The sequence below is a fragment of the Ramlibacter sp. G4-7 genome, assembly GCF_057784995.1.
Genome location: NZ_JBYNTT010000003.1, coordinates 330,178 through 353,695 on the forward strand (window position 1 = coordinate 330,178; position 23,518 = coordinate 353,695).

Here is a 23,518-nt window from a genome sequence, read left to right on the forward strand (position 1 = left end):
GGGCTCACGCCTTCAGGTGCGACAACGGCAGGCTGGAACTCGCCTTCACCTCCCCCAGCGAAAAGCTGGTGTGGATGTCCTTCACGTTGGGCAGGTTGATCAGCACCTTGCGCGCGAACTGCGAGAAGGTGTCGAGGTCGCGCGTGACGACCTGCAGCTCGAAGGTGCCCGCGCCGCTGATGTAGTGGCAGGAGACGATCTCGGGGATCTGGCGGATCGCGTCCTCCATCTCGCGGGTGCGCTCGCCGGTGTTGCGGTCCGCGTCGAGTCGCACGAAGGCCAGCACGCCCAGGCCGATGCGGTGCCGGTCGATCTCGGCGTGGTAGCCCTTGATGTAGCCGGCCTCCTCCAGCGCCCGCACGCGCCGCCAGCAGGGCGCCGCCGACAGGCCCACGCGCTGGGCGAGCTCGGTATTGGTCAGGCGCGCGTCGGCCTGGAGCTCGGTAAGGATTTGGATGTCATACCTGTCAAGTGTTTCCATCAGGCGCGCTTTCGAGAAAGAACCTTGCGCATCTTAGGGTTTGAACGGCATCAAAAGCAATAACTGATCCCGGCATCACGCATACACTGTGCGGCAGCCCCTGGTCCCTCCGCTGGAGACGAACGCACGATGAACGCCCCCCTGCCAGAACACATTCGCAAGGCGCTGGAAACCGTCACGCTGGACGACAAGTACTCGCTCGACGTGGGGCGCGCCTTCATGAGCGGCGTCCAGGCGCTGGTGAAACTGCCCATGGTGCAGCGCCAGCGCGATGCGCTGCAAGGCAAGAACACCGCCGGCTTCGTCAGCGGCTACCGGGGCTCGCCCCTGGGCGGCTACGACCAGGCGCTGTGGAAGGCCAAGAAGTACCTGCAGGCGCAGAACATCGTCTTCCAGCCCGGGGTGAACGAGGAACTCGCCGCCACGGCGCTGTGGGGCACGCAGCAGATGGGCTTTGCGCCCCCCGGCACCAACAAGTTCGACGGCGTCTTCGGGATCTGGTACGGCAAGGGCCCGGGCGTGGACCGTTGCTCCGACGTCTTCAAGCACGCCAACATGGCCGGCACCACGCCCTGGGGCGGCGTGATCGCGGTGGCCGGCGACGACCACGTGGCCAAGAGCTCGACGGCGGCGCACCAGAGCGACCACATCTTCAAGGCCTGCGGCCTGCCGGTGTTCTTCCCGGCCAACGTGCAGGAAATCCTGGACCTGGGCCTGCATGCCTTCGCCATGAGCCGCTACGCCGGCGTGTGGGCGGGCATGAAGACCATCCAGGAGATCGTGGAGTCGAGCTCCACCGCGGTGATCGACCCCGAGCGCGTGCAGATCCAGCTGCCCACGGATTTCCACATGCCCCCGGGCGGCGTGCATATCCGCTGGCCGGACGCGGCGCTGGAGCAGGAGGCGCGCCTGTTCGACTACAAGTGGTACGCGGCGCTCGCGTACATCCGCGCCAACCGCCTCAACTACAACGTGGTCGAGACGCCGCAGGACCGCTTCGGCATCATCGCCAGCGGCAAGGCCTACAACGACACCCGCCAGGCCTTGCTGGACCTGGGCCTGGACGACGACACCTGCCGGCGCCTGGGCATCCGCGTGCACAAGGTCGGCGTGGTGTGGCCGCTGGAGGCGCAAGGCACGCGCGAGTTCGCCCAGGGCCTGCGCGAGATCCTGGTGGTCGAGGAGAAGCGCCAGGTCATCGAATACCAGCTGAAGGAAGAGCTGTACAACTGGCGTGCCGACGTGCGCCCGAACGTGGTGGGCAAGTTCGAGGAAGGCGAGGGCGACTACTCGGGCGGCGAATGGTCCATGCCGAACCCGACCGCGCACACGTTGCTGCGCGCCAATGCGGACCTGTCGCCGTCACTGATCGCCCGTGCCATCGCGCGCCGCCTCAAGAAGATGGGCCTGGACGGCGACGTGCAGGCGCGCATCGATGCGCAGCTCGCCATCCTGGAGGCGAAGGAACGCTCCATGCAGGCGGTGGAGGTCAAGGGCGACCGCATGCCCTGGTTCTGTTCCGGCTGCCCGCACAACACCTCCACGGTCGTTCCGGAAGGCTCGCGGGCCATGGCCGGCATCGGCTGCCACTTCATGGCCACCTGGATGGACCGCGCCACCGTCGGCTTCACGCAGATGGGCGGCGAAGGCGTGCCCTGGGTGGGCCAGCAGCCTTTCTCCACCGAGAAGCACGTGTTCGCCAATCTCGGCGACGGCACCTACTTCCACAGCGGCCTGCTGGCGATCCGCCAGTCGATCGCGGCCGGCGTGAACATCACCTACAAGGTCCTGTACAACGACGCGGTGGCCATGACCGGCGGCCAGCCCGTGGGCGAGCGTCCCGAGGGCCACACGCCGCTGCAGATCGCGCACAGCCTGGTGGCCGAAGGCGTGCGCAAGCTGGTCGTCGTGACCGACGAGCCCGAGAAGTACGAGGGCGCAAAGCTGCCCGAAGGCGTGGCGGTGCACCACCGCGACGAGCTCGATCGCATCCAGCGTGAGTTCCGCGAGCTCGAAGGCACCACCGCCATCCTCTACGACCAGACCTGCGCCACCGAAAAGCGGCGCCGCCGCAAGCGCGGCACCATGGTCGACCCGGCCCTGCGGGTCATGATCAACGACCTGGTGTGCGAAGGCTGCGGCGACTGCAGCGTGAAGTCCAACTGCCTGTCGGTCGAACCGCTGGAGACCGAGTTCGGCCGCAAGCGCACCATCAACCAGAGCACCTGCAACAAGGACACGAGCTGCCTCAAGGGCTTCTGCCCCAGCTTCGTCACCGTCGAAGGCGGCCAGCTGAAGAAGAAGGCGACGTCCGCCGAGAAGGCACCCTCCCCCTACGACGGCCCCGAGCTTCCCGAGCCCCTGCTGCCTTCCACGGCGCAGGCGTACGGGATCGTCGTGGCCGGCGTCGGCGGCACCGGCGTGATCACCATCGGCCAGTTGCTGGGCATGGCCGCGCACATGGAAGGCAAGGGCATCGTCACCCAGGATGCCGCCGGCCTGGCGCAGAAAGGCGGTGCGACCTGGAGCCACGTGCTCATCGCCGACCGCCAGGACGACATCCGCACGACGCGCGTGAGCATGGCGGCGGCAGACCTCGTGATCGGCTGCGATCCGATCGTCACCGGCGGCAAGGAAACGGTGCTGCGCATGCGCCCCGGCCGCACCCGGGTGGCGCTCAACGGCCACAGCACGCCGACGGCGGCCTTCGTGAAGAACCCCGGCTGGGAGAATCCCGCGGACGCCTGCGCCGCCGAGATCGGCAAGTCCGTGGGCGACGAGGGCCTCGCGGCCTTCAATGCCGATGCGCTGGCCTCGCGCGTGCTGGGCGACAGCATCTACACCAACCCGCTGATGCTGGGCTTTGCCTGGCAGAAGGGCTGGGTGCCGCTGGCGCGCGAATCCATCCTGCGCGCGATCGAACTCAACGCCGTGGCGGTCGAGAACAACAAGGCCGCCTTCGAGTGGGGCCGCCGCGCCGCCCACGAGCCCGCGCGCGTCTCGGCGCTGCTCGCGCCCAGCGCGCAGGTGATCGCGTTCAAGCAGCGTGAAACCCTGGACAGCCTGGTCAAGCGGCGTGCCGGCTTCCTGGTGGACTACCAGGACGCTGCCTACGCGGACCGCTACAAGGACCTGGTGGAACGCGTGCGCCTCGCGGAGATGCCCCTGGGCAAGACCATCCTGACGGAAACGGTCGCCAAGGGCCTGTTCCGCCTGATGGCCTACAAGGACGAGTACGAGGTCGCCCGGCTGCACGCGGAGACCGGTTTCCGCGAAAAGGTGGCCGCGCAATTCGAAGGCGACTTCAAGATCCACTACCACCTGGCGCCGCCCCTCATCGCCAAGCACAACGAGAAGGGTGAGCTGGTCAAGCGCAAGTTCGGTCCCTGGACCTACCAGCTGTTCCGTGTGCTGGCCAGGTTCAAGGGGCTGCGCGGCACGGCGCTGGACCTGTTCGGCCGCACCGAGGAGCGCCGGACCGAGCGCGCGCTGATAGACGAGTACCGCCGCACGGTGGAGGAGCTCATCGCGGGGCTTCAGCCTGCCAGCCATGGACTGGCCGTGGAGATCGCGGCCCTGCCCGAGAAGGTCCGCGGCTACGGCCACGTGAAGGAGCGCAACCTGGCCGCCACGCGGCCCGAATGGGAGCGCCTGATGCAGCAGTGGCGCGCCCAGGGCGGCGAGCGCCGCGCCGCCTGAGCCCGGCCGGGCGTGGCCCCCGGAGGGCCCGCATACAATCCCGGATCCTCCCGCGGCCGGTGCCTGGCAACCGGCCCGCCGTGCCGCGGGTGTCCCCTTCCCCGGTTTTCGTACCTGGAGCCACCGTGTTCATTTCCTCCGCCTACGCCCAGACGGCGCCGGCCGCCGCAAGCGGCGGCGACATGCAGTCTTCCTTCATGAGCCTGCTGCCGCTGGTGCTGATGTTCGTCGTCCTGTACTTCGTGATGATCCGCCCGCAGATGAAGCGGCAGAAGGAGCACCGCGCCATGGTCGAGGCGCTGGCCAAGGGCGACGAGGTCGCGACCTCCGGCGGCCTGGTCGGCAAGGTGACCAAGCTGGGCGACACCTTCCTGGGCGTGGAAATCGCCCCCGGCGTCGAGGTGCAGGTGCAGCGCGCGGCCGTCACGCAGGTGCTGCCCAAGGGCTCCCTCAAGTAAGCCGTGAACCGCTATCCGATCTGGAAATACGCGATCCTGCTGGTCGCGTTGCTCGTGGGGGTGCTCTACACCCTGCCCAACTTCTTCGGCGAGGACCCTGCCGTGCAGGTGTCGTCGGGCCGCGGCAGCGTGCGCATCGACGCCTCCACGCAGGCGCGGGTGGAGCAGGCGCTCGCCCAGGCGGGCATCAAGCCGCTGGGCCTGGAACGCGACCCCAACTCGGTGAAGGTGCGCCTGGAGAACACGGACACCCAGCTCAAGGCCAAGGACGTGCTGCAGAAGGCGCTGGCGCCGGATCCCAACGATGCGTCCTACGTCGTCGCGCTCAACCTGCTGTCCAAGACGCCGTCCTGGATGGCGGCCATCAACGCGCGCCCGATGTACCTGGGCCTGGACCTGCGCGGCGGCGTGCATTTCATGCTGCAGGTCGACATGCAGGCGGCGCTGACCAAGAAGGCCGAGTCGTATGCGGGTGACCTGCGCACGATCCTGCGCGACAAGAACATCCGCCACGCGGGCATCAACCGCAATGGGCAGGCGGTGGAAGTCGCCTTCCGCGACCCGGCGGCGCTGACCGCGGGGCGCAACGTGCTGGCCGACCAGTTCCCCGACCTGCAGGTGGCCGACCGCGTCAGCGGCGACACCACCACCCTGATGGCCACGCTCAAGCCGGAGGCGGCGCGCCGCGTCCAGGACCAGGCCCTGAAGCAGAACATGGTCACCCTGCACAACCGGATCAACGAGCTCGGCGTGGCCGAGCCGGTGATCCAGCAGCAAGGCGTGGACCGGATCGTCGTGCAACTGCCGGGCGTGCAGGACACCTCGCGCGCCAAGGACATCCTGGGCCGCACCGCGACCCTGGAAGTGCGCATGGTCGACGAGAGCAGCGAAGGCCGCTCCGCCGAGGTGGGCAGCGGCCCGGTGCCCTTCGGCGCCGAACGCTACCTGGACCGCGAAGGCCGCAACGTCGTGGTGAAGAAGCAGGTCATCCTGACCGGCGAGAACCTCACCGACGCCCAGGCCGGCTTCGACAACCAGACCCAGGAAGCGGCGGTCCACCTGACGCTGGACGCCAAGGGCGCCCGGATCTTCCGCGACGTCACGCGCGAGAACATCGGCAAGCGCATGGCCATCCTGCTGTTCGAGAAGGGCAAGGGCGAGGTCGTGACCGCGCCCGTGATCCGCAGCGAGATCGGCGGCGGCCGGGTGCAGATCTCCGGCCGCATGACCACGGTCGAGGCGAACGACGTGGCGCTGCTGCTGCGCGCCGGCTCGCTGGCCGCGCCCATGGAGATCATCGAGGAGATGACCATCGGCCCCAGCCTGGGCGCCGAGAACATCGCCAAGGGCTTCCACAGCGTGGCCTGGGGCTTCGCCGCGATCTGCCTGTTCATGGTCGTGTACTACATGCTGTTCGGCGTGTTCTCCAGCATCGCGCTGGGCGTCAACCTGCTGCTGCTGGTGGCGATCCTGTCCATGTTGCAGGCCACCCTGACGCTGCCGGGCATGGCCGCCATGGCGCTGGCGCTGGGCATGGCCATCGACTCGAACGTGCTCATCAACGAGCGGGTGCGCGAGGAACTGCGCGGCGGGGCCTCGCCGCAGGCGGCCATCCACGCCGGCTACGACCGGGCCTGGGCAACCATCCTGGACTCGAACGTCACCACGTTGATCGCCGGCATCGCCCTCCTCGCCTTCGGCTCCGGCCCGGTGCGCGGCTTCGCCGTGGTGCACTGCATCGGCATCCTGACCTCCATGTTCTCCGCCGTGTTCTTCTCGCGCGGTCTCGTGAACCTCTGGTACGGCCGGCAGAAGAAGCTCAAGGCGGTCTCCATCGGGACGGTCTGGCGGCCGGGCGCCGATGGCGCTATAACCAAGGCCGAGTAGAAAAACAAGCTCGTGGCGCGCTGCGTCGTAGCAAAGGACTAGTAGTGGAGTTTTTCAAGATCCGTCGGGACATCCCGTTCATGAAGAACGCGCTGGTGTTCAACGTGATTTCCCTGGTCACGTTCCTCGCCGCGGTGTTCTTCCTCGTGACGCGCGGGCTGCACCTGTCCGTCGAGTTCACCGGCGGCACCGTCATGGAGGTGAGCTATTCGCAGCCCGCCGACGTCGAGAAAGTGCGCCAGGCGGTGGCCGGACTCGGTTACGCCGACGTGCAGGTGCAGAACTTCGGCACGGCGCGCGACGTCCTGATCCGCCTTCCGGCGCAGAAAGGCGTCAGTTCCGCGCAACAAAGCGACCGCACGCTCGCTGCCCTGAAAAACACGGATCCGGCCGTGACCCTGCGCCGGGTGGAGTTCGTGGGCCCGCAGGTGGGCGAGGAACTGGTGTCCAACGGCCTGAAGGCGCTGGCCATGGTGGTGGCCGGGATCATGATCTACCTGGCCGTGCGCTTCGAATGGAAGTTCGCGGTCGCGGCGATCATCGCCAACCTGCACGACGTCATCATCATCCTGGGCTTCTTCGCCTTCTTCCAGTGGGAGTTCTCGCTGGCGGTGCTGGCGGCGGTGCTCGCCGTGCTGGGCTACTCGGTCAACGAATCGGTGGTGATCTTCGACCGGATCCGCGAGACCTTCCGGCGCCAGCGCAAGATGAGCACGGTGGAGGTCATCGACCACGCCATCACCTCCACGATCAGCCGCACCATCATCACCCACGGCTCCACCCAGATGATGGTGCTGTCGATGCTGCTGTTCGGCGGCGCCACGCTGCACTACTTCGCGCTGGCGCTCACCATCGGCATCCTGTTCGGCATCTATTCGTCGGTGTTCGTCGCCGCGGCCATCGCCATGTGGCTGGGCATCAAGCGCGAGGACCTGGTCAAGTTCCAGTCCAAGCGCGAAGGCGACCCCAACGATCCCAACGCCGGCGCCGCCGTCTGAGGATCCTCCAGGCATGTCGTCCCCGATGACCCCCGCTTCCGCGCCCCTGGCCCGGCAGGCGCGCGAGCGTTTCGTGGCGCACATGCAGGGCATGCTGCCGGCGCTCGGCGAGGCGGTGCGCAACGCGCTGGGCGACATGATGAACGCCGCCAAGAGCAGCCGCGACATGCAGCAGCGCCGCGATGCCCTGGTGGAGTTCGAGCAGAACGGCGCCCGCTGGGTCGACGGCGTCGCCCGTGCGTGGCGGCGCGCGATCGTGCCGCCCGCGGCGTCGCGGGTGCGCGTGGAGCTGGCGAGCCTGGAGCTGATCGGCGACGACGTGGTCGAGAACAAGATCCTGTCCTCGCGCCTGGCCATGGCGGTGCAGGAGAAGGCGGTCTGGGAACTGAATGACCTCAAGCTGCGCATCACGCACCTCGAAGGCGGCGAGGAACTCGCGACCGAAGACGTGCTGCGGCCTGAAGTGCTGGCCCAGATCCTGGTGGATCAGTGGAGCGCGGTGAAGCTGCCGCGCGAGAGCTGGGTGGCCGTCAAGGACCTCGTCCAGCAGCACGTCGTGCCGCGGGCGCTGGAAGGCTACCAGCAGGCCAATGAATTCCTGGTCGAGAGCGGCGTCCTGCCGCACATCGACCTGCGCGCCCGCGTGCGCCGGCCCGTGGCCGGCCCCGCTCCGACGCCACGCCCGCAGGTGGGCGCAGGCGGTGGCGGTGGCGCAGGAGGTGGCGGGGGTGGGAGCTCAGGAGCCAGCGGCGGTGGTGCCGGCGGCGGCTCCGGCGGCTCCAATGGAGGCGGTGGCCGCTTCGGTGGGTCCGGCGCTGGCACGGGTGGCGGCGGCGGCGGCGCTGCGGGACGCGCAGGCAGCAATGGCGGCGGTTTCGGGGCGAGCAGCTTCGGTCCTGCGACGGCGCAAGGTGCCGCAGGTGGCGGCGGCGGCGGAGCCGGAGGCGGAGGCACCAGCAGCGCGGGTGCGGGCAATGCCGGCGGTGCCGGCGGCAGCGGCAGTGGCGGCAGCGCGAACGGCTCCGGCAACGACGACCTGAACGACTCCTTCTTCTCGCCCGCGGCTCCGATGAACGCGGGCGAAGGCTCGGCCGCCACGCCGCTTGGCCGGGCCCGCCAGAAAGCGACCGGCGTGCTCGGCCAATTGAAGCGGCTGTTGCGCGACAAGGTGGGCATGGGCGAGGAGGGCGGCGGCGGCACGCCGCCTTCCGCTTCGCTGGTGGCCGCCGTGACGCACCACGCCACCCAGGTGCAGACGCAGGTGCAGACCCGCGTCAACGACGCCATGACCGTGGGCGACATCGTCATCTTCGACGACGACGCCGTGGAGCAGGTGGCGCTGGACCTGCGGCACCGCTCCCAGGAACTCAAGCAGAAGGCCTCCAACTCCAACGAGAAGGCGACCATCGAGATCGTGGCGCTGATGTTCCAGGCCATCCTGGCCGAGGAGCGCATCCCGCCGGCCGTGCGCGTGTGGTTCGCCCGCCTGCAGATGCCCGTGCTGCGGGTCGCGCTGCAGGAGCCGGAGTTCTTCGGTTCGCTGGAGCACCCGGCGCGCCAGCTGATCGACCGCATGGGTTCCTGCGTGCTCGGCTTCGACGCCACGGCCATCTCCGGCAGCGCGATGGAGACCGAGATCCGCCGCGTGGTGCAGGTGATCGAGCAGTATCCGGAGACGGGGCGCCGCGTCTTCCAGCTGGTGTACGACGAGTTCCAGCGCTTCCTCTCGCGCTTCCTCACCGAGAAGGGTCCGTCGCAGAAGCTGGTCAGCGTCGCGCAGCAGGTGGAGCAGAAGGAGACGATGGCGATCCAGTACACCATCGAGCTGCGCAAGATGCTCAGCGACGTCCCGGTGCGCGACGAGATCCGCGAGTTCCTGTTCAAGGTCTGGGCGGAAGTGCTGGCCGTCGCCGGCGTGAAGAACGGCCCGCAGCACGAGGAGACGCTGGCCCTGAAGAAGTCCGCCAGCGACCTGGTCTGGGCGGCCAGCGCCAAGCCGAACCGGCACGACCGCGCCAAGGTGATTCAGGACCTGCCCGACCTGCTCGCGCGCCTGCGCCGCGGCATGACGCTGCTGGGGCTGGAGCCCTCCGAGCAGGAGAACCACATCAAGGTGATCGGCGACACGCTGGCCGACGCCTTCCTGTCCAAGACCGAGGCGATCCCGCATGCGCGCATCGAGGAGATGACGCGGCGCCTGGCCAACCTCGAGGACTTCGTTTCCGACGACGATGCGGGCGAACTGCCGCTGGACCAGGAAAGCATCGAGATGATGCTGGGCATCGACGCCTCGATGATCGAGGTGATCAGCTCAGGCGGCTCCCAGCCCAATGCGGCCAACACGGCCTGGGCCAACGAGCTGCAGCTGGGCAGCTGGTTCACGCTGGACCACAACGGCCGGATGTCGCAGGTGCAGTACGCCTGGTGCAGCGACCGCCGCCAGCTGCACCTGTTCGCCTCGGGCGATGGCTACTGCTTCCTGGTGCCCTTGCGCCGGCTGGCGGCCTACCTGCAGGCGGGGCTGCTGGTGCCGACGGAGGAAGAAGGTCTCACGGTGCGCGCCACGCGCGATGCGCTGGCGAAGCTGGACGCGAATCCGGAGCGCCTGTTGTCGTGAGCGGGTTCGGTGGGGTTCGCTTCGCGCACCACCACCCTACGATTCCAGGCAGGTTGCGACCCATGTCGGGTGGCGGTGAGGCGCCAAGCGCCGAACCCCGCCGACGCGCCCTCAATGCGCCAGCCGCGCCTCGCTGTCGTCGCACAGTTCATCCAGCACCAGCGCATCGGGCTCGATGCTGAAGCGCCAGTAGACCATCAGCACGATGATCTTCAGCTCGTCCAGCGCCACCGGATCGCCGGAGGTCGCCATGGCGCGATCGACGACGATCTCGCGCAGCGCGGGGGGCAGGACGCCGGCGCCTTCGAGGAAGCTGATGAAGCCCAGGCAGTCGGCGCCCAGGTGGTCCTGCTCGGCGATCGAGTAGACGCGCATGCTCGCGTCGCTCGGTTGCGGGGTCCACTCGGTCTCGGACTCCGCCGGCACGAGGATGTTCTCCGCCGCGGAGTTGAGTCCGTCGAGCCACACGAGCGCGTCGTGGATCTCGTCGGGTTCGAAGCCGTGGGCGCTCAGCTTGCGTTCGAGCTGGGGCAGCTCGGGGCACGCGTCGCCGCGCCAGTAGTTTTCGTAAACGTACACCAGCACTTCGTACATGAACGCCGATGGTGCACGCGATGCCCGGCACCGCAAAGCGTTTTTTCGGCCCTGTTGCGGGATGGCGTCAGGCTTTACCCAGGCGCTGGAAGAGTCCGCCGGGCAGCCGCGCGATGTGGCCCGCCAGTTCCAGCTCCATCAGCTGCGCCTGCAGCAGCGGCGCCGGGATGCCGGTGCGCGCGATCAGCGCATCCAGCCCCACGGGATCGTGGCCGAGCGCGTCCAGCAGCGGGCTGCTCTCACCCTCCGGCGTCTCGAGGGGCGCCGCGGCGGCCGCTCCCGGCAGCACGTAGCGCAGGTCTTCCAGCACGTCCTGCGCGCTTTCCACCAGCTTGGCGCCCTGGCGCAGCAGCGCATGGCAGCCGCGCGACTGCGGCGAGTGGATCGAGCCGGGGATCGCGAAGACCTCCTTGCCCTGTTCCGATGCGAGCCGCGCGGTGATCAGCGAGCCGGACTGCAGCGCCGCTTCCACCACCAGCGTGCCCTGGCTGAGCGCGGCGATGATGCGGTTGCGGCGCGGGAAGTTGTGCGGCAGCGGCGGCGTGCCCAGGGGGTACTCGCTGACGATCTGGCCGCGGTCGGCGATGGCGCGCGCGAGGTCCAGGTGCTGCTTCGGATACACGCGGTCCAGGCCGGTGCCGACCACCGCGATGGTCGCGAGCGCATCGGCCGCGGCCCCGTCCAGTGCGCCCTGGTGGGCCGCGCCATCGATGCCCAGCGCGAGCCCCGAGACGACCGTGACCTGCGCCTCGGCGAAGGCGCGGCCGAAGCGCCGGGCATTCTGCAGGCCCTGCGGGGTGGGATTGCGGCTGCCGACGATGGCCAGCGCGCGTTCCGGCGGCGGCCGCTGCTGGCCCAGCCGGTACAGCATCAGCGGCGGGTCTTCGATCGAGAGGAGCGACCGCGGGTAGGCCGGGTCGCCCAGCGTCAGCACTTGGCGGCGCGCACGGTCCTGGTCCAGCCAGGCAAGCGCCGCGTCGACCCGCTGTTCCAGGTCCGCAGGCACCTTGGCCAGTGCTTCCACCGAAGCCCGATCGACGACCTGCGCGAGCGCGCTGCCGTCCTGGGCGAAGACCGAGGCGGGCAGGCCGAAGGCCGCGAGCAGCCTGCGCGCCGCGGCACCGTCCTGGGGAAGGGTGAGCGCGAGGCGCAGCCAGCCGGCCAGCTCGTCGCGCTCCATGCGCCAGGCCTCAGCGCGGGCTGGTGACCCGGTCGCCGACCATCACGGGCTGGGTGACTTCCAGCACCAGTGCATAGGAGAGGTTCTCGAAGGTGCGGAACACCATGAGCAGGCCGGCACGTTCGTCGGGCAGCTTCATCCGCGCCAGCTCGCCGGGCTGCGAACGGTCCTGCACCACCGCGCCGGTTTTCTGGATCGCCAGCACCGTGCCGTTCTCCATGCCTTGCGCGGCGCCGACGCTCAGGGACACGACCGAGCTCTGGCCGACCAGGGCGACGGCGTCGCCGTAGACGGAGACGATCACGGCGTCCACCGGGGCGGCGGGCGCGTGCGGCACGTAGCTTTCCATCACGCGCGGCAGCGCCGGGATCAGCCGGTCGCCGACGCGCATTTCTTCCTTCGCGCGCTTGATGTCGACCGTTGCGGGAATGATGGCATTGGCGGGGCCGGCGACCACGGGCACCGTCTGCACGGACTCGCTGCGCACCAGCTCCGCGCTGCCGAGGTACTTGGCCTCGTAGCCGAGGATGCGGCCGGACACCGGCTCCTTCAGCGGCACGGCGTTGCGGAACACCCGGTAGTTCTCGACGCGCGGCTCCTGCTCCACGAAGGGCGTGCCGCGGCCGCGGGCATAGGCGCGATCGCCCTGGGTCAGCAGCACCTTGTCCTCGGTGGTCGCCACGATGCGGGGGGCGTTCTCCAGCTCCTCGGCGGTGTTGACGATGATGGCCTCGTTCAGGAAGGGCTCGATGATGTGCGGCGGCAGCACCGGGATGGAGTTGTCGGCCACGCCCGCAATGCGGGTGCGCGGCGAGACGCGCAAGGTGCCGACCGCGTTGGCGGGCGGCTGGCCCAGGCGCAGGCGCGCCATGCCGTCCACTTTTTCCAGGTACAGCGTCTGGCCGGGATAGATCAGGTGCGGGTTGCGCACCTGGTCCATGTTCATGCCCCAGAGTTCGGGCCAGCGCCAGGGCGTGCGCAGGAACTTGCCGGAGATCGCCCAGAGCGTGTCGCCGCGCTTGACCGTGTAGCTGTCCGGCGCGTCGGGCGCCAGCTCGGACAGCGGCACGCCCGCCGTGGCCACCTGCTGCGCGGTGGAGCGCTGCGCCGGGGTGATCGGATAGTTCTGCGCCGAGGCCGGAATTGCCAACCCGCCTCCCACGACCAGCGCCGCGCAGGCGGCGATCGTGCGGGTCTTGAGGCCAACAGCTGCCTTGTTTGAGGCCATCTCGTTTACGTCCGCTCTTGACAAGTTGCTGGCGATTCTGGCCTCAAGTCCTTGATGGGGCAATGTTTATGGCCGATGTCTACAGCAGGCGACCGCAAAAGTGGCGGAAAATAGAGACAGAGCCACCATCTGTCGTCCATGGCACTCCTTTCGATCCTTACGTACCCCGATCCGCGCCTGCACACGGTAGCCAAACCGGTCCAGGCCGTGGACGCGCGCATCCGCAGCCTGCTCGCCGACATGCTGGAAACCATGTACGACGCCGAGGGCATCGGCCTGGCGGCGACGCAGGTCGACGTGCACGAGCGGGTCGTCGTGATCGACGTGTCGGAAAAGCGCGACCAACCCCTGGTGTTGATCAATCCGGAGATCGTCTGGGCCAGCGAGGACAAGCAGGTGGGCGACGAAGGTTGCCTGTCCGTGCCCGGGATCTACGACGGCGTCGAGCGCTCGCGCTCGATCAAGGTCCGCGCCCTGGACGGCGAAGGCCAGTCGCGCGAACTCGACGCCGAGGGCATGCTGGCGGTCTGCATCCAGCACGAGATGGACCACCTGCTGGGCAAGGTGTTCGTGGAATACCTCTCCCCATTGAAGAGGAATCGGATCAAGACGAAGATGCTCAAGGCCCGCCGCGACGCCCAGCGGGTCTGAAAGGACCTTCCATGCGCATCGCTGCTCTCGTGGCCGCCGCCGCGCTCCTGGCCGGCTGCGCCCATCCCTGGAATTCCATGAACGTGCCGCCGGGCACTACGCGCGAGCAGGTCATCGCGCAAGCGGGGCCGCCCGTGGGCGTGTGGCCGCTGCCCGATGGCGGCCAGCGCCTGCAGTACACGCTGCAACCCTTGGGCTACTACGCCTTCATGGTCGACCTCGACCCGGCCGGCCGCGTGGTCAGCACGCGCCAGGTGATGACGCCGCGGGAGTTCCTGCGCATCGAGGACAACCGCTGGACGCGGGACGACGTCCTGCGCGAATTCGGGCCGCCCGCGCAGGTCGAAGCGGTGGCGAGGTGGAACGGGCCGATCTTCCGGTACCGCTGGTACGAGCAGGGCCAGGGCCCCATGTTCTGGTACGTGTACTTCGATCCGCAAGGGATCGTGCGCAAGGCGCATCCCGCGATCGACCACATCAACGGCAACGACAACCGGACCCGTTGATGCGGGTCGCGTTCGCAGGCACGCCTGACTTCGCCCGGGCCGCGCTCCAGCGGCTGCCTGCCGCGGGATTCACCGTCCCGCTGGTGCTCACGCAACCGGATCGGCCGGCGGGCCGGGGCATGAAGCTGCAGCCTTCGCCCGTCAAGCAGTTCGCGCTGGAGCACGGCATTCCGGTCGCGCAACCGCGCAGCCTGCGCCTGGACGGCAAGTACCCCGCGGATGCGGCGGCCGCGCGCGAGGCACTGCTGGCGGCGCGCTGCGACGTGATGGTGGTCGCGGCCTACGGCCTGATCCTGCCGCAGTGGGTGCTGGACCTGCCGCGCCTCGGCTGCCTGAACATCCACGCCTCGCTGCTGCCACGCTGGCGCGGCGCCGCACCCATCCACCGGGCGGTCGAGGCCGGCGATGCCGCGACGGGCGTGACCATCATGCAGATGGATGCGGGCCTGGACACCGGCGACATGCTGCTGGTCGAGCGCATCGCCATCGCACCCGACGACACCACGGCGACGCTGCACGACAAGCTGGCCGTGCTGGGAGGTCGCTTGATCGTCGAGGCGCTCGAGATGGCCGCCTGCGGCGGATTGCAGCCCGTGCGCCAGCCGGCCGAAGGCGTCACCTACGCGCACAAGATCGACAAGGCCGAAGCGCAGGTCGACTGGTCCCAGGCCGCCGACGTGATCGAACGGCGCATGCGTGCCTTCGACCCCTTTCCCGGTGCCAGCGCGCAGGTGCGCGGCGAGACCGTGAAGCTGTGGCGCGGCCGCGCGCTGATGCAGGGCCGCGGCAGCGTCGCGCCCGGCACCATCGTGGCCGTGGACGACAACGGCATCGGTGTGGCCTGCGGCGCGGGTCGCCTCGAAATCACCGAGCTGCAGCGTCCCGGCGGCAAGCGGCTGGCGGCGGCCGATTTCCTGCGCGGCTTCCCGCTCGAGCCCGGCCAGCGTCTCGATTCCTGATGTTCTTCCTCCCCGAGATCCACCGCCATCCCGCCTTCCGCGAAGGCATGCGTTCCAGCTCCGCCATCGCACCGGGCATCGCCGCCTGGGGGCTGATGACGGGCGTGGCCATGATCAAGTCCGGCATGAGCGTGACCGAGGCGGTCGCGATGACGCTGTTCGTCTACGCGGGCAGTTCGCAGCTCGCCGCCATCCCGCTGATCGTGGCGGGCGCGCCGGCCTGGGTCGTGTGGGCGACCGCCTTCTGCGTGAACCTGCGCTTCGTCGTCTTCAGCCTGCACCTGCGCGACTACCTGATGCACCTGCCGCGTTGGCGCCGCATCGCCAACGGCTTTCTCACGGCGGACATGAGCTATGCCTTGTTCACCGGGCGCCACCCCGAGCCCGCGGGCGACCCTGCGGGTCGCCTCGAACAGGAAGCCTTTCTGGCCGGCAATTACTTCGTGACCTGGTGTTCCTGGGTCGGCGCGAGCCTGGTGGGCGTCGCGGTCGGCAACCTCATCCCCGCGCACTGGGGCCTCGGCTTCGCCGGCGTGCTGTGCCTGGTGGGCATCGTCTGCTCGCTGGCGAACACGCCCATGCGGGTGCTGGCGGCGATGGTCGCCGGCGTGGCCGCGGTGGCGACCTACGCGCTGCCGCTGAAGCTGAACGTGGTCGCGGCGATCGCCCTCGCCGTGCTCGCCTGCATGGTCGTCGAGAGCCGCCTGCCAACGGCGGTGAAGGAGCGTGCGGCATGACCGGTGCGACCGATCTGTGGACGCTGTTCATCATCGCCGGCCTGGCCGGCGTGACGATGCTCACCCGCTGCTTCTTCTTCATCCTGGACCGGCCGTGGACCATGCCGGCATGGGCGCATCGCGCGCTGCGGTATGCGCCGGTCGCCGCGCTCGCCGGGGTCGTGTTGCCCGAGGTGGTGATGAGCAAAGGCCACCTGATGCCCACCTGGCAGGACGCGCGCCTGTTCGCCGCCGCCGCGGGCGCCGCGGCGTTTTTCTGGCGGCGCAGCGTGCTGGTCACGCTGCTGCTGGGGATGGCCGTCTACCTGCCCCTGCACCTCGGCCTCGGTTGGTAGGGCGGCCCCGCCGGCGCGCGGCCTTCCTAGAATGCGGGGTTCCCCCCACCTGCATCGAGAACCATGAAAGTCCTGCGCTTTTCCGACCTGTGCGACGAAGGCCGCGCCCGCGGCCGCCGCGTCTTCATCCGTGCCGACCTGAACGTGCCGCAGGACGAAGCCGGCAACATCACCGAGGACACCCGCATCCGCGCCTCGGTGCCCTGCATCCAGATGGCGCTGGCCGGCGGCGCCGCGGTGATGGTGACCTCCCACCTGGGCCGGCCCACCGAAGGCCAGCTGCAGCCCTCGGACTCGCTGGCGCCGGTCGCCAAGCGCCTGTCCGAGCTGCTGGGCCGCCCCGTGCCGCTGAAACAGGACTGGGTCGATGGGGTCGACGTGCAGCCGGGCGAGGTCGTGCTGCTGGAGAACTGCCGCGTCAACAAGGGCGAGAAGAAGAACAGCCCCGAACTCGCCCGGAAGATGGCGGCGCTGTGCGACATCTACGTCAACGATGCCTTCGGCACCGCGCACCGTGCCGAGGCCACCACCTACGGCATTGCGGAGTACGCCCCTGTCGCCTGCGCCGGCCCTCTGCTCGCCGCCGAGATCGATGCGATCACCAAGGCGCTGGCCAACCCCAGGCGGCCTCTGGTCGCGATTGTCGCCGGCTCCAAGGTGTCCACCAAGCTGACCATCCTGCAGTCGCTCGCGAACAACGTCGACCAGCTGGTCGTGGGCGGCGGCATCGCCAACACCTTCATGCTGGCCGCCGGCCTGCCGATCGGCAAGTCGCTGGCCGAGGCGGACCTGGTCGACCAGGCCCGGTCGGTGATGCAGGCCATGAAGGCCCGCGGCGCGGAAGTGCCCATCCCCACCGATGTCGTCGTGGCGAAGACCTTCGCCGCCGATGCGCCGGCCACGGTGAAGGCGGCGCGCGACGTGGCCGCGGACGACCTGATCCTGGACATCGGTCCGGAGACCGCGCGCAAGCTGGCCGCGCAGCTGCAGTCCGCCGGCACGATCGTGTGGAACGGTCCCGTCGGCGTGTTCGAATTCGATGCCTTCGCCAAGGGCACCGAGACGATCGCGCGCGCCATCGCGGCCTCGCCGGCCTTCAGCATCGCGGGCGGCGGCGACACGCTGGCCGCGATCGCCAAGTACGGGATCGAACGGGACGTGGGCTACATCTCCACCGGCGGCGGCGCCTTCCTCGAGGTGCTCGAAGGCAAGAAGCTGCCCGCCCTCGAGATCCTGGAGAAGCGCGCCGCAGCCTGAGCTGGCACATTGCCGGACCTCGCCTTAGGGAATTCGCTGAGCCGCTTACAGATGTTTACGTCTTGTGAGATCCGGTAGCAGTTTGAGAAACTGCAAGCATCCGAAGAGGAAGAGGGAGTCCAAATGCAGTTCGAGGATCCGAGCCACCTGCTCGATGCGCTGTCGCAGCGCATGTTGCGTCACCTGTCCGCGACCGCGTGGCGCAAGGTGTTCATGCGGCCCGTGCAGGAGGTGATGCACCTCTCCACGGTGCAAGGCACCCTGCTGGCCGCCACCGCCATGGTGCCTGCGTGGAGCGGCAGCGCCGGCACCCAGCGCGACCTGGAATTCCTGGCGCGCTCCCACCGTGGCGAGATCGATCCCTGCCCGCAGGGCTGCGCGCTGGTGCGCTTCGACGACGCGAACCGCGCCCTGGCGATGGCCACCGAGCTGCAGCAGATGCCCAGCGAGGTCCGCTACCAGGTCGGGATCGCGAGCGGCGAATGCACGCTGGCCACGCTGCAGATGGAGGGCACCTCCCTGCCCGTGCTGGTGGGCAGCCTCGTGGAGCGCGTGGAGACGCTGGCGCGCCACGCCACCGCGGGCGGCATCCGCCTGGCGCCGGAAAGCTTCGCGCAGGTGCAGGATGCCGTGGTGCGCATCGCCGGCTGCATGGTCATGACCGAGTACGACGGCGAGGAGCCCGGGGCCACCTCGCTCACGCTCGCGCCGCGCTCGAATGCCTTCCTGAGCACCTTCGCCGGCCTCGGCCTCACCTGAGCCACGCACCGGGCGCTGCGCCGTCCGGTGTCCTCGCTCCTTCTTCGATCGCACGCGCGCGACGCGACGCGGCGAGGGACGCGCCCGTAACCGGCTGGTAACCGCTTCGTGTGAGAATCGGAAACCAAATTACAGGGAGCATCCCGCCCATGCCGCGTCGCGCCACCAAGATCGTCGCCACCCTCGGCCCCGCGTCCAGCGAGCCGGCCGTCCTCGATCGCATGATCCGCGCGGGCGTCAACGTGGTGCGCCTGAACTTCAGCCACGGCACGGCGCAGGACCACATCGCGCTGGCGGCGCGGGTGCGCGAGGTGGCGCAGGCGGCGGGCCGCGAGGTCGCGATCATGGCCGACCTGCAGGGCCCCAAGATCCGCGTCGGCAAGTTCGCCGAAGGCAAGGTGACCCTGGAGCCTGGCGCGAAGTTCGTGCTCGATGCCTCGCGGGTGGAGCCGGGCGACGGCAACGGCGTGGGCCTCGACTACAAGGAGCTGCCGCGCGACGTGAAGCCGGGCGACACGCTCCTGCTGAACGACGGCCTCATCGTGCTGACCGTCGACGGCGTCAAGGGCGACCAGATCCGCACGACGGTCAAGCTCGGCGGCGTGCTGTCCAACAACAAGGGCATCAACAAGCAGGGCGGCGGGCTGACGGCGCCGGCGCTCACGGCCAAGGACATGGAGGACATCCGCACGGCGATGAGCTTCCAGGCCGACTACGTGGCGGTGAGCTTCCCCAAGAGCGCGACCGACATGGAGATGGCGCGCCAGCTGTGCAACGTGGCCGCCGCGGAGTTCCGCCACAAGCCGGCGCTGATCGCCAAGATCGAGCGCGCCGAGGCGATCCCCAACCTCGAGCAGATCCTCAAGGCCAGCGACGCCATCATGGTCGCCCGCGGCGACCTCGCGGTGGAAGTCGGCAACGCTGCGGTGCCGGCACTGCAAAAGCGCATGATCCGGCTCGCGCGCGAGCACGACAAGGTCGTGATCACCGCCACCCAGATGATGGAGTCCATGATCGCCAACCCGGTGCCCACGCGCGCCGAGGTGAGCGACGTGGCCAACGCGGTGCTCGATGGCACCGACGCGGTGATGACCAGTGCCGAGACCGCGGCCGGCAAGTACCCGGTCGAGGTCGTGCAGCAGATGGCCGCGATCTGCGCCGAAGCGGAGATGGCGGAGGACGTGCGCCTGGACGCCGACTTCACCGGCATGGCCTTCTCGCGCATCGACCAGTCGATCGCGATGGGTGCGCTGTTCACCGCGTACCACCTGGGGTGCAAGGCCATCGTGGCGCTGACGGATTCGGGCTCCACGCCGCTGTGGATGAGCCGCCACCGCATCCACATCCCGATCTACGCGCTGACACCGCGGCTGGTCACGCAGCGTCGCATGGCGCTGTACCGCAACGTGCGCGCGCTGCTGATGGATCAGAGCGCCGACCGTGACACGGCCCTCGCGGAAGCGGAGTCGCACCTCAAGAGCCGCGGCATCGTGAGCTCCGGCGACATCTACGCGATCACCTGCGGCGAGCCGATGGGCGCCCCCGGCGGCACCAACATGCTCAAGATCGTCCGGGCGAGCTGAGGGGTTCCGAAGGCGGGCCGCGTCCCCCACGAAAGCAGCCTCAGCCGGTAGAATCCTGCGCAGTTACGGCGCGGTTACGTCAACCGTGCCACCCTCTGTCGTACCCCAGGAACTGCCATGCCCCTCGTTTCCATGCGCGAACTGCTGGACCATGCCGCCGTCAACGGCTATGGCATCCCGGCCTTCAACGTCAACAACCTCGAACAGGTCCAGGCGGTGATGGAAGCCGCCAAGGAAGTGAACGCGCCCGTGATCCTGCAGGCCAGCGCCGGCGCCCGCAAGTACGCCGGCGAGTCCTTCATCAAGCACCTGATCGCCGCGGCCATCGAGGCCTATCCGAAGATCCCCCTGGTGATGCACCAGGACCACGGCCAGAGCCCGGACGTATGCAAGGGGGCCATCGACCTGGGCTTCTCCTCCGTGATGATGGACGGCTCGCTGGAGGCCGACGGCAAGACCATCGCCAGCTATGACTACAACGTGGACGTCACGCGCAAGGTCGTCGACATGGCGCACAAGCTGGGCATCACGGTCGAAGGCGAGCTGGGCTGCCTGGGCTCCCTGGAGACCATGAAGGGCGACAAGGAGGACGGCCACGGCACCGACTCCACGATGACCCGCGAGCAGCTCCTCACCGACCCCGAGCAGGCCGCCGACTTCGTCAAGAAGACGCAGCTCGATGCGCTGGCCATCGCCATCGGCACCAGCCACGGCGCCTACAAGTTCACGCGCAAGCCCACGGGCGACATCCTCGCCATCGGCCGCATCAAGGAGATCCACCGCCGCATCCCCAACACGCACCTGGTGATGCACGGTTCCTCCTCCGTGCCGCAGGACCTGCTGGAGGTCATCCGGCAGTACGGCGGCAACATGAAGGAAACCTACGGCGTGCCCGTGGAGGAGATCCAGGAAGCGATCAAGCACGGCGTGCGCAAGATCAACATCGACACCGACATCCGCCTGGCCATGACCGGCGCGGTGCGCAAGTTCCTGGCCGAGAACCCGGAGAAGTTCGACATGCGCGAGTGGATGAAGCCCGCGCGCGAGGCGGCCCGCCTGATCTGCAAGCAGCGCTACATCGAGTTCGGCTGCGAAGGGCAGGCCGGCAAGATCAAGGGCGAAACGCTGCAGGTCGTGGCGACGAAGTACAGCAAGGGCGAGCTGGCCCAGACCGTGAACTAGCCGGGCCCCGCGCTTGAGATAATGGACGGCCCGCCGCGAGCGGGCCGTTTTCCTTTGGAACCGCCCATGACCGCCGCCCTCCACACCTCCAACATCACCTCGCTGCCGCTGCTCGCCCGTGGCAAGGTGCGCGACAACTACGAGGTCGGCAGCGACCGCATCCTGATGGTGGCGAGCGACCGGCTCTCCGCCTTCGACGTGATCATGGGCGAGCCGATCCCGGGCAAGGGCGAGATCCTCACGAAGATGGCGCTGTTCTGGTTCGCGCGCCTGGGCCACATCTGCCCCAACCACCTGACCGGCGAACGGCCTGAGAGCGTGGTCGCGCCGGCCGAAGTGCCGCAGGTGCAGGGTCGCTCCATGCTGGTCAAGCGCCTGAAGCCGATCATGGTGGAGGCGGTGGTGCGCGGCTATCTCGCGGGCAGCGGCTGGAAGGAGTACCAGCAGTCGCAGTCCGTGTGCGGCGTGCCGCTGCCCGCGGGGCTGAAGAATGCGGGCAAGCTGCCCCAGCCGATCTTCACGCCCGCGGCGAAGGCGACTTCCGGGCACGACGAGAACGTCAGCTTCGAGCGCGTCGTGGAGATGATCGGCCCGGCGCTGGCGGCGAAGATCCGCGACCTGAGCCTGCGCATCTACCAGGAAGCCGCGGACTTCGCGCTCACCAAGGGCCTGATCATCGCGGACACCAAGTTCGAGTTCGGCCTGGACGAGGAAGGCCGGGTGGTGCTGATGGACGAGGTGCTCACGCCCGATTCGTCGCGCTACTGGCCGGTCGAGGGCTACCAGGCGGCGTTCGCCCGGGGCGAGAACCCGCCGAGCTACGACAAGCAGTTCGTGCGCGACTGGCTGGAGGCCGTGCGCATCGACGGCCATCCCTGGGACAAGACGCCGCCGGCGCCCCGGCTGCCCAAGGACGTCATCGAGAAGACTGCCGCCAAGTACCGCGAGGCCTTGCAGCGCCTGACTGCGTAGCCGCGTGTAAAGCCCTTGGACGCGGCGGCGGGCCCGGCGCTATGCTGGCCCGATGACAGCCCAACTCCTTCGTTCGCTCCTGCTCGCGGCCGCGGCCGCCAGCGCCGCGCCGGCGTTCGCGCAGTCCGACGCGCAGTGCATCGTCGCCGGCCGCTTGAGCGGCGGCCTGTGGGCGCCGCAGTACGGGACGGTCCACCTGTTCGGCGCCGACGGCAACCCCATCGCCACGCCCACGAAGGCGGCGCTGGGCAACGTGCGCCGTGCCACGGTGGACGAGCCGGCGCTGCTGTCCAAGTGCGACGGCAACAACACGATCCTGAACGTGGACAACGAGCCGCGCAGCCGCAAGACCGAGGTACCGGCGCTTGCACGCGGCACCTTCGACGTCGAAAGCGTCGCCTACCCGAAGCTGCAAACGGGTGGCGAGCTGGTGGAACTGCGGGTGCGCGTGCCGGCGGACCGGCTGGTGATGCTGATGCGCTGATCGCGCCTGCGAACCGCACCCACCCCTATCAGGAAAGAACCACCGACGACAGCCGCCGCCGGTACGTCGCCACCGTCGGATCGTCCGGGGGAATCTGCCCGTCGGCGACTTTGGGCTTGGGCGGCTCGATGAGTTCCAGGATCGCGATGTAGGTCTTGCGCGCGAGGTCCTCGCTCCAGGATTTGTCGCGCATCAGGATCTCCAGCAGCTCGTCCATCGCGGCGGTCCAGCGCTGCTGGGCGATCAGCAGGCGCGAGCGGTCGAAGCGCGCCTGGAAGTCGCGCCGGTTGGCGGCGATCTTCGCGTCCTCGTCGGCGGGGTTCGGGTGGCCCTTGGCGAAGGCGATCGCATCGAGCCAGCGCGCGAGCGCATCGAGCTTGCGCGAGAGGCCCGCCTTGTTGGCGACCGGCTCGAAGGCGCGGCGCGCATCGGCCTCGCGGCCGGCGGCCAGCAGCGCCTTGACGTAGTCGAAGCGCGCGTCGTCGTTCGCCGGGTCGGTGGCCACCGCATGCTGCAGCCGCTCCAGTTGCGCCTCGGGGTCGCCCGCCGTGGGGTCTTCCTCCTCGACTTGCGGCTCTTCCTCTTCCTCGGGGGCCAGGGCCTGCACGTGCTTGTCGAGGAACTCCCGGACCTTGCCTTCGGGCAGAGCCCCCGTGAAACCGTCGACCGGCTGGCCGTTCTTCAGCAGGATCACCGTGGGGATGCTGCGGATGCCGAAGGCGCCGGCGATCTGCTGCTCCTCGTCGGAGTTGATCTTGACCAGGCGGAAGGCGCCGCCATAGGCGGTTTCCAGCTTTTCCAGCACCGGGCCTAGCGCCTTGCACGGGCCGCACCACGGCGCCCAGAAATCCACCAGCACCGGCTGGCTCAGCGAGGCGGCGATCACCTCCTGTTCGAAGTTCTCTATGGTGACGTCGATCATTCCGGCTCCCTCTGCTCGGCAAAGTAAAA

21 protein-coding genes are annotated in these 23,518 nt (G+C 68.9%); 16 read left to right on the forward strand and 5 right to left on the reverse strand.

The genetic code is table 11. The annotated features are described in order from the left end of the window. Nucleotides 1-4: 4 nt before the first annotated feature. Entirely contained in the window at nucleotides 5-481 is a 477-nt protein-coding gene (locus tag AC3EGR_RS06460) for an Lrp/AsnC family transcriptional regulator (protein ID WP_488545625.1), read from the reverse strand. A gap of 129 nt (nucleotides 482-610) precedes the next feature. On the opposite strand from AC3EGR_RS06460, the gene AC3EGR_RS06465 reads away from it, so the two are divergent. The 5 genes from AC3EGR_RS06465 to AC3EGR_RS06485 all read left to right on the forward strand — a co-directional run bounded on the left by AC3EGR_RS06465 (nucleotide 611) and on the right by AC3EGR_RS06485 (nucleotide 10,140). Continuing rightward, a complete protein-coding gene (locus AC3EGR_RS06465; protein WP_488545626.1) occupies nucleotides 611-4,180 on the forward strand; it encodes an indolepyruvate ferredoxin oxidoreductase family protein in 3,570 nt (1,189 codons plus the stop codon). 125 nt (nucleotides 4,181-4,305) lie between these two features. Further along, nucleotides 4,306-4,638 carry a preprotein translocase subunit YajC gene (yajC, locus tag AC3EGR_RS06470; protein ID WP_488545627.1) on the forward strand — a complete coding sequence of 111 codons (333 nt, stop codon included), beginning with the start codon at nucleotides 4,306-4,308 and terminating at the stop codon, nucleotides 4,636-4,638. Between the two features lie 3 nt (nucleotides 4,639-4,641). After that, complete coding sequence (gene secD / locus AC3EGR_RS06475) at nucleotides 4,642-6,525, forward strand: protein translocase subunit SecD (RefSeq protein ID WP_488545628.1); 1,884 nt, start codon at nucleotides 4,642-4,644, stop codon at nucleotides 6,523-6,525. Nucleotides 6,526-6,569: 44 nt separating this feature from the next. After that, nucleotides 6,570-7,523: a protein translocase subunit SecF gene (secF, locus tag AC3EGR_RS06480; RefSeq protein ID WP_488545629.1), complete on the forward strand. Its 954-nt coding sequence runs from the start codon at nucleotides 6,570-6,572 to the stop codon at nucleotides 7,521-7,523. 13 nt (nucleotides 7,524-7,536) lie between these two features. Then, on the forward strand, nucleotides 7,537-10,140 hold the full coding sequence (locus AC3EGR_RS06485) for a DUF1631 family protein (RefSeq protein ID WP_488545630.1): 2,604 nt from the start codon (nucleotides 7,537-7,539) through the stop codon (nucleotides 10,138-10,140). Between the two features lie 111 nt (nucleotides 10,141-10,251). Here the strand turns inward: AC3EGR_RS06485 and AC3EGR_RS06490 are convergent, their stop codons facing one another. The 3 genes from AC3EGR_RS06490 to AC3EGR_RS06500 form a co-directional block, all read right to left on the reverse strand. Continuing rightward, the gene (locus AC3EGR_RS06490; RefSeq protein ID WP_488545631.1) at nucleotides 10,252-10,734 is read right to left on the reverse strand and encodes a Smg family protein; all 483 of its coding nucleotides are present in this window, start codon (nucleotides 10,732-10,734) and stop codon (nucleotides 10,252-10,254) included. Between the two features lie 67 nt (nucleotides 10,735-10,801). After that, a complete protein-coding gene (gene dprA, locus AC3EGR_RS06495; RefSeq protein WP_488545632.1) occupies nucleotides 10,802-11,914 on the reverse strand; it encodes a DNA-processing protein DprA in 1,113 nt (370 codons plus the stop codon). Between the two features lie 10 nt (nucleotides 11,915-11,924). Beyond that, the gene (locus AC3EGR_RS06500; protein ID WP_488545633.1) at nucleotides 11,925-13,142 is read right to left on the reverse strand and encodes a LysM peptidoglycan-binding domain-containing protein; all 1,218 of its coding nucleotides are present in this window, start codon (nucleotides 13,140-13,142) and stop codon (nucleotides 11,925-11,927) included. 138 nt (nucleotides 13,143-13,280) lie between these two features. Between AC3EGR_RS06500 and def the strand changes: the two genes are divergently transcribed. The 11 genes from def to AC3EGR_RS06555 all read left to right on the forward strand — a co-directional run bounded on the left by def (nucleotide 13,281) and on the right by AC3EGR_RS06555 (nucleotide 22,567). Beyond that, nucleotides 13,281-13,793: a peptide deformylase gene (def, locus tag AC3EGR_RS06505; RefSeq protein ID WP_488545634.1), complete on the forward strand. Its 513-nt coding sequence runs from the start codon at nucleotides 13,281-13,283 to the stop codon at nucleotides 13,791-13,793. Nucleotides 13,794-13,804: 11 nt separating this feature from the next. Continuing rightward, nucleotides 13,805-14,299 carry a hypothetical protein gene (locus AC3EGR_RS06510; protein WP_488545635.1) on the forward strand — a complete coding sequence of 165 codons (495 nt, stop codon included), beginning with the start codon at nucleotides 13,805-13,807 and terminating at the stop codon, nucleotides 14,297-14,299. Continuing rightward, complete coding sequence (fmt, locus tag AC3EGR_RS06515) at nucleotides 14,299-15,258, forward strand: methionyl-tRNA formyltransferase (RefSeq protein ID WP_488545636.1); 960 nt, start codon at nucleotides 14,299-14,301, stop codon at nucleotides 15,256-15,258. Before AC3EGR_RS06510 ends, fmt begins: the two co-directional genes overlap by 1 nt. Next, a complete protein-coding gene (locus tag AC3EGR_RS06520; RefSeq protein WP_488545637.1) occupies nucleotides 15,258-15,995 on the forward strand; it encodes an AzlC family ABC transporter permease in 738 nt (245 codons plus the stop codon). The genes fmt and AC3EGR_RS06520 overlap by 1 nt, the downstream gene beginning before the upstream one ends. After that, on the forward strand, nucleotides 15,992-16,330 hold the full coding sequence (locus AC3EGR_RS06525) for an AzlD domain-containing protein (protein WP_488545638.1): 339 nt from the start codon (nucleotides 15,992-15,994) through the stop codon (nucleotides 16,328-16,330). The genes AC3EGR_RS06520 and AC3EGR_RS06525 overlap by 4 nt, the downstream gene beginning before the upstream one ends. A gap of 63 nt (nucleotides 16,331-16,393) precedes the next feature. Beyond that, a complete protein-coding gene (locus AC3EGR_RS06530) occupies nucleotides 16,394-17,587 on the forward strand; it encodes a phosphoglycerate kinase (RefSeq protein WP_488545639.1) in 1,194 nt (397 codons plus the stop codon). A 123-nt stretch (nucleotides 17,588-17,710) separates the two neighbouring features. Next, nucleotides 17,711-18,346, forward strand: a complete 636-nt coding sequence (locus AC3EGR_RS06535) for a hypothetical protein (RefSeq protein WP_488545640.1) — start codon at nucleotides 17,711-17,713, stop codon at nucleotides 18,344-18,346. 149 nt (nucleotides 18,347-18,495) lie between these two features. Further along, nucleotides 18,496-19,929 (forward strand): pyruvate kinase, encoded by a 1,434-nt coding sequence (pyk, locus tag AC3EGR_RS06540; protein ID WP_488545641.1) that lies wholly within the window; start codon nucleotides 18,496-18,498, stop codon nucleotides 19,927-19,929. 117 nt (nucleotides 19,930-20,046) lie between these two features. After that, nucleotides 20,047-21,111 carry a class II fructose-bisphosphate aldolase gene (gene fba / locus AC3EGR_RS06545; RefSeq protein ID WP_488545642.1) on the forward strand — a complete coding sequence of 355 codons (1,065 nt, stop codon included), beginning with the start codon at nucleotides 20,047-20,049 and terminating at the stop codon, nucleotides 21,109-21,111. 66 nt (nucleotides 21,112-21,177) lie between these two features. Then, entirely contained in the window at nucleotides 21,178-22,083 is a 906-nt protein-coding gene (locus AC3EGR_RS06550; protein WP_488545643.1) for a phosphoribosylaminoimidazolesuccinocarboxamide synthase, read from the forward strand. A 52-nt stretch (nucleotides 22,084-22,135) separates the two neighbouring features. After that, nucleotides 22,136-22,567, forward strand: a complete 432-nt coding sequence (locus AC3EGR_RS06555; RefSeq protein WP_488545644.1) for a hypothetical protein — start codon at nucleotides 22,136-22,138, stop codon at nucleotides 22,565-22,567. A 28-nt stretch (nucleotides 22,568-22,595) separates the two neighbouring features. Here the strand turns inward: AC3EGR_RS06555 and trxA are convergent, their stop codons facing one another. Further along, nucleotides 22,596-23,489 carry a thioredoxin gene (gene trxA / locus AC3EGR_RS06560; protein WP_488545645.1) on the reverse strand — a complete coding sequence of 298 codons (894 nt, stop codon included), beginning with the start codon at nucleotides 23,487-23,489 and terminating at the stop codon, nucleotides 22,596-22,598. Nucleotides 23,490-23,518: the final 29 nt, after the last annotated feature.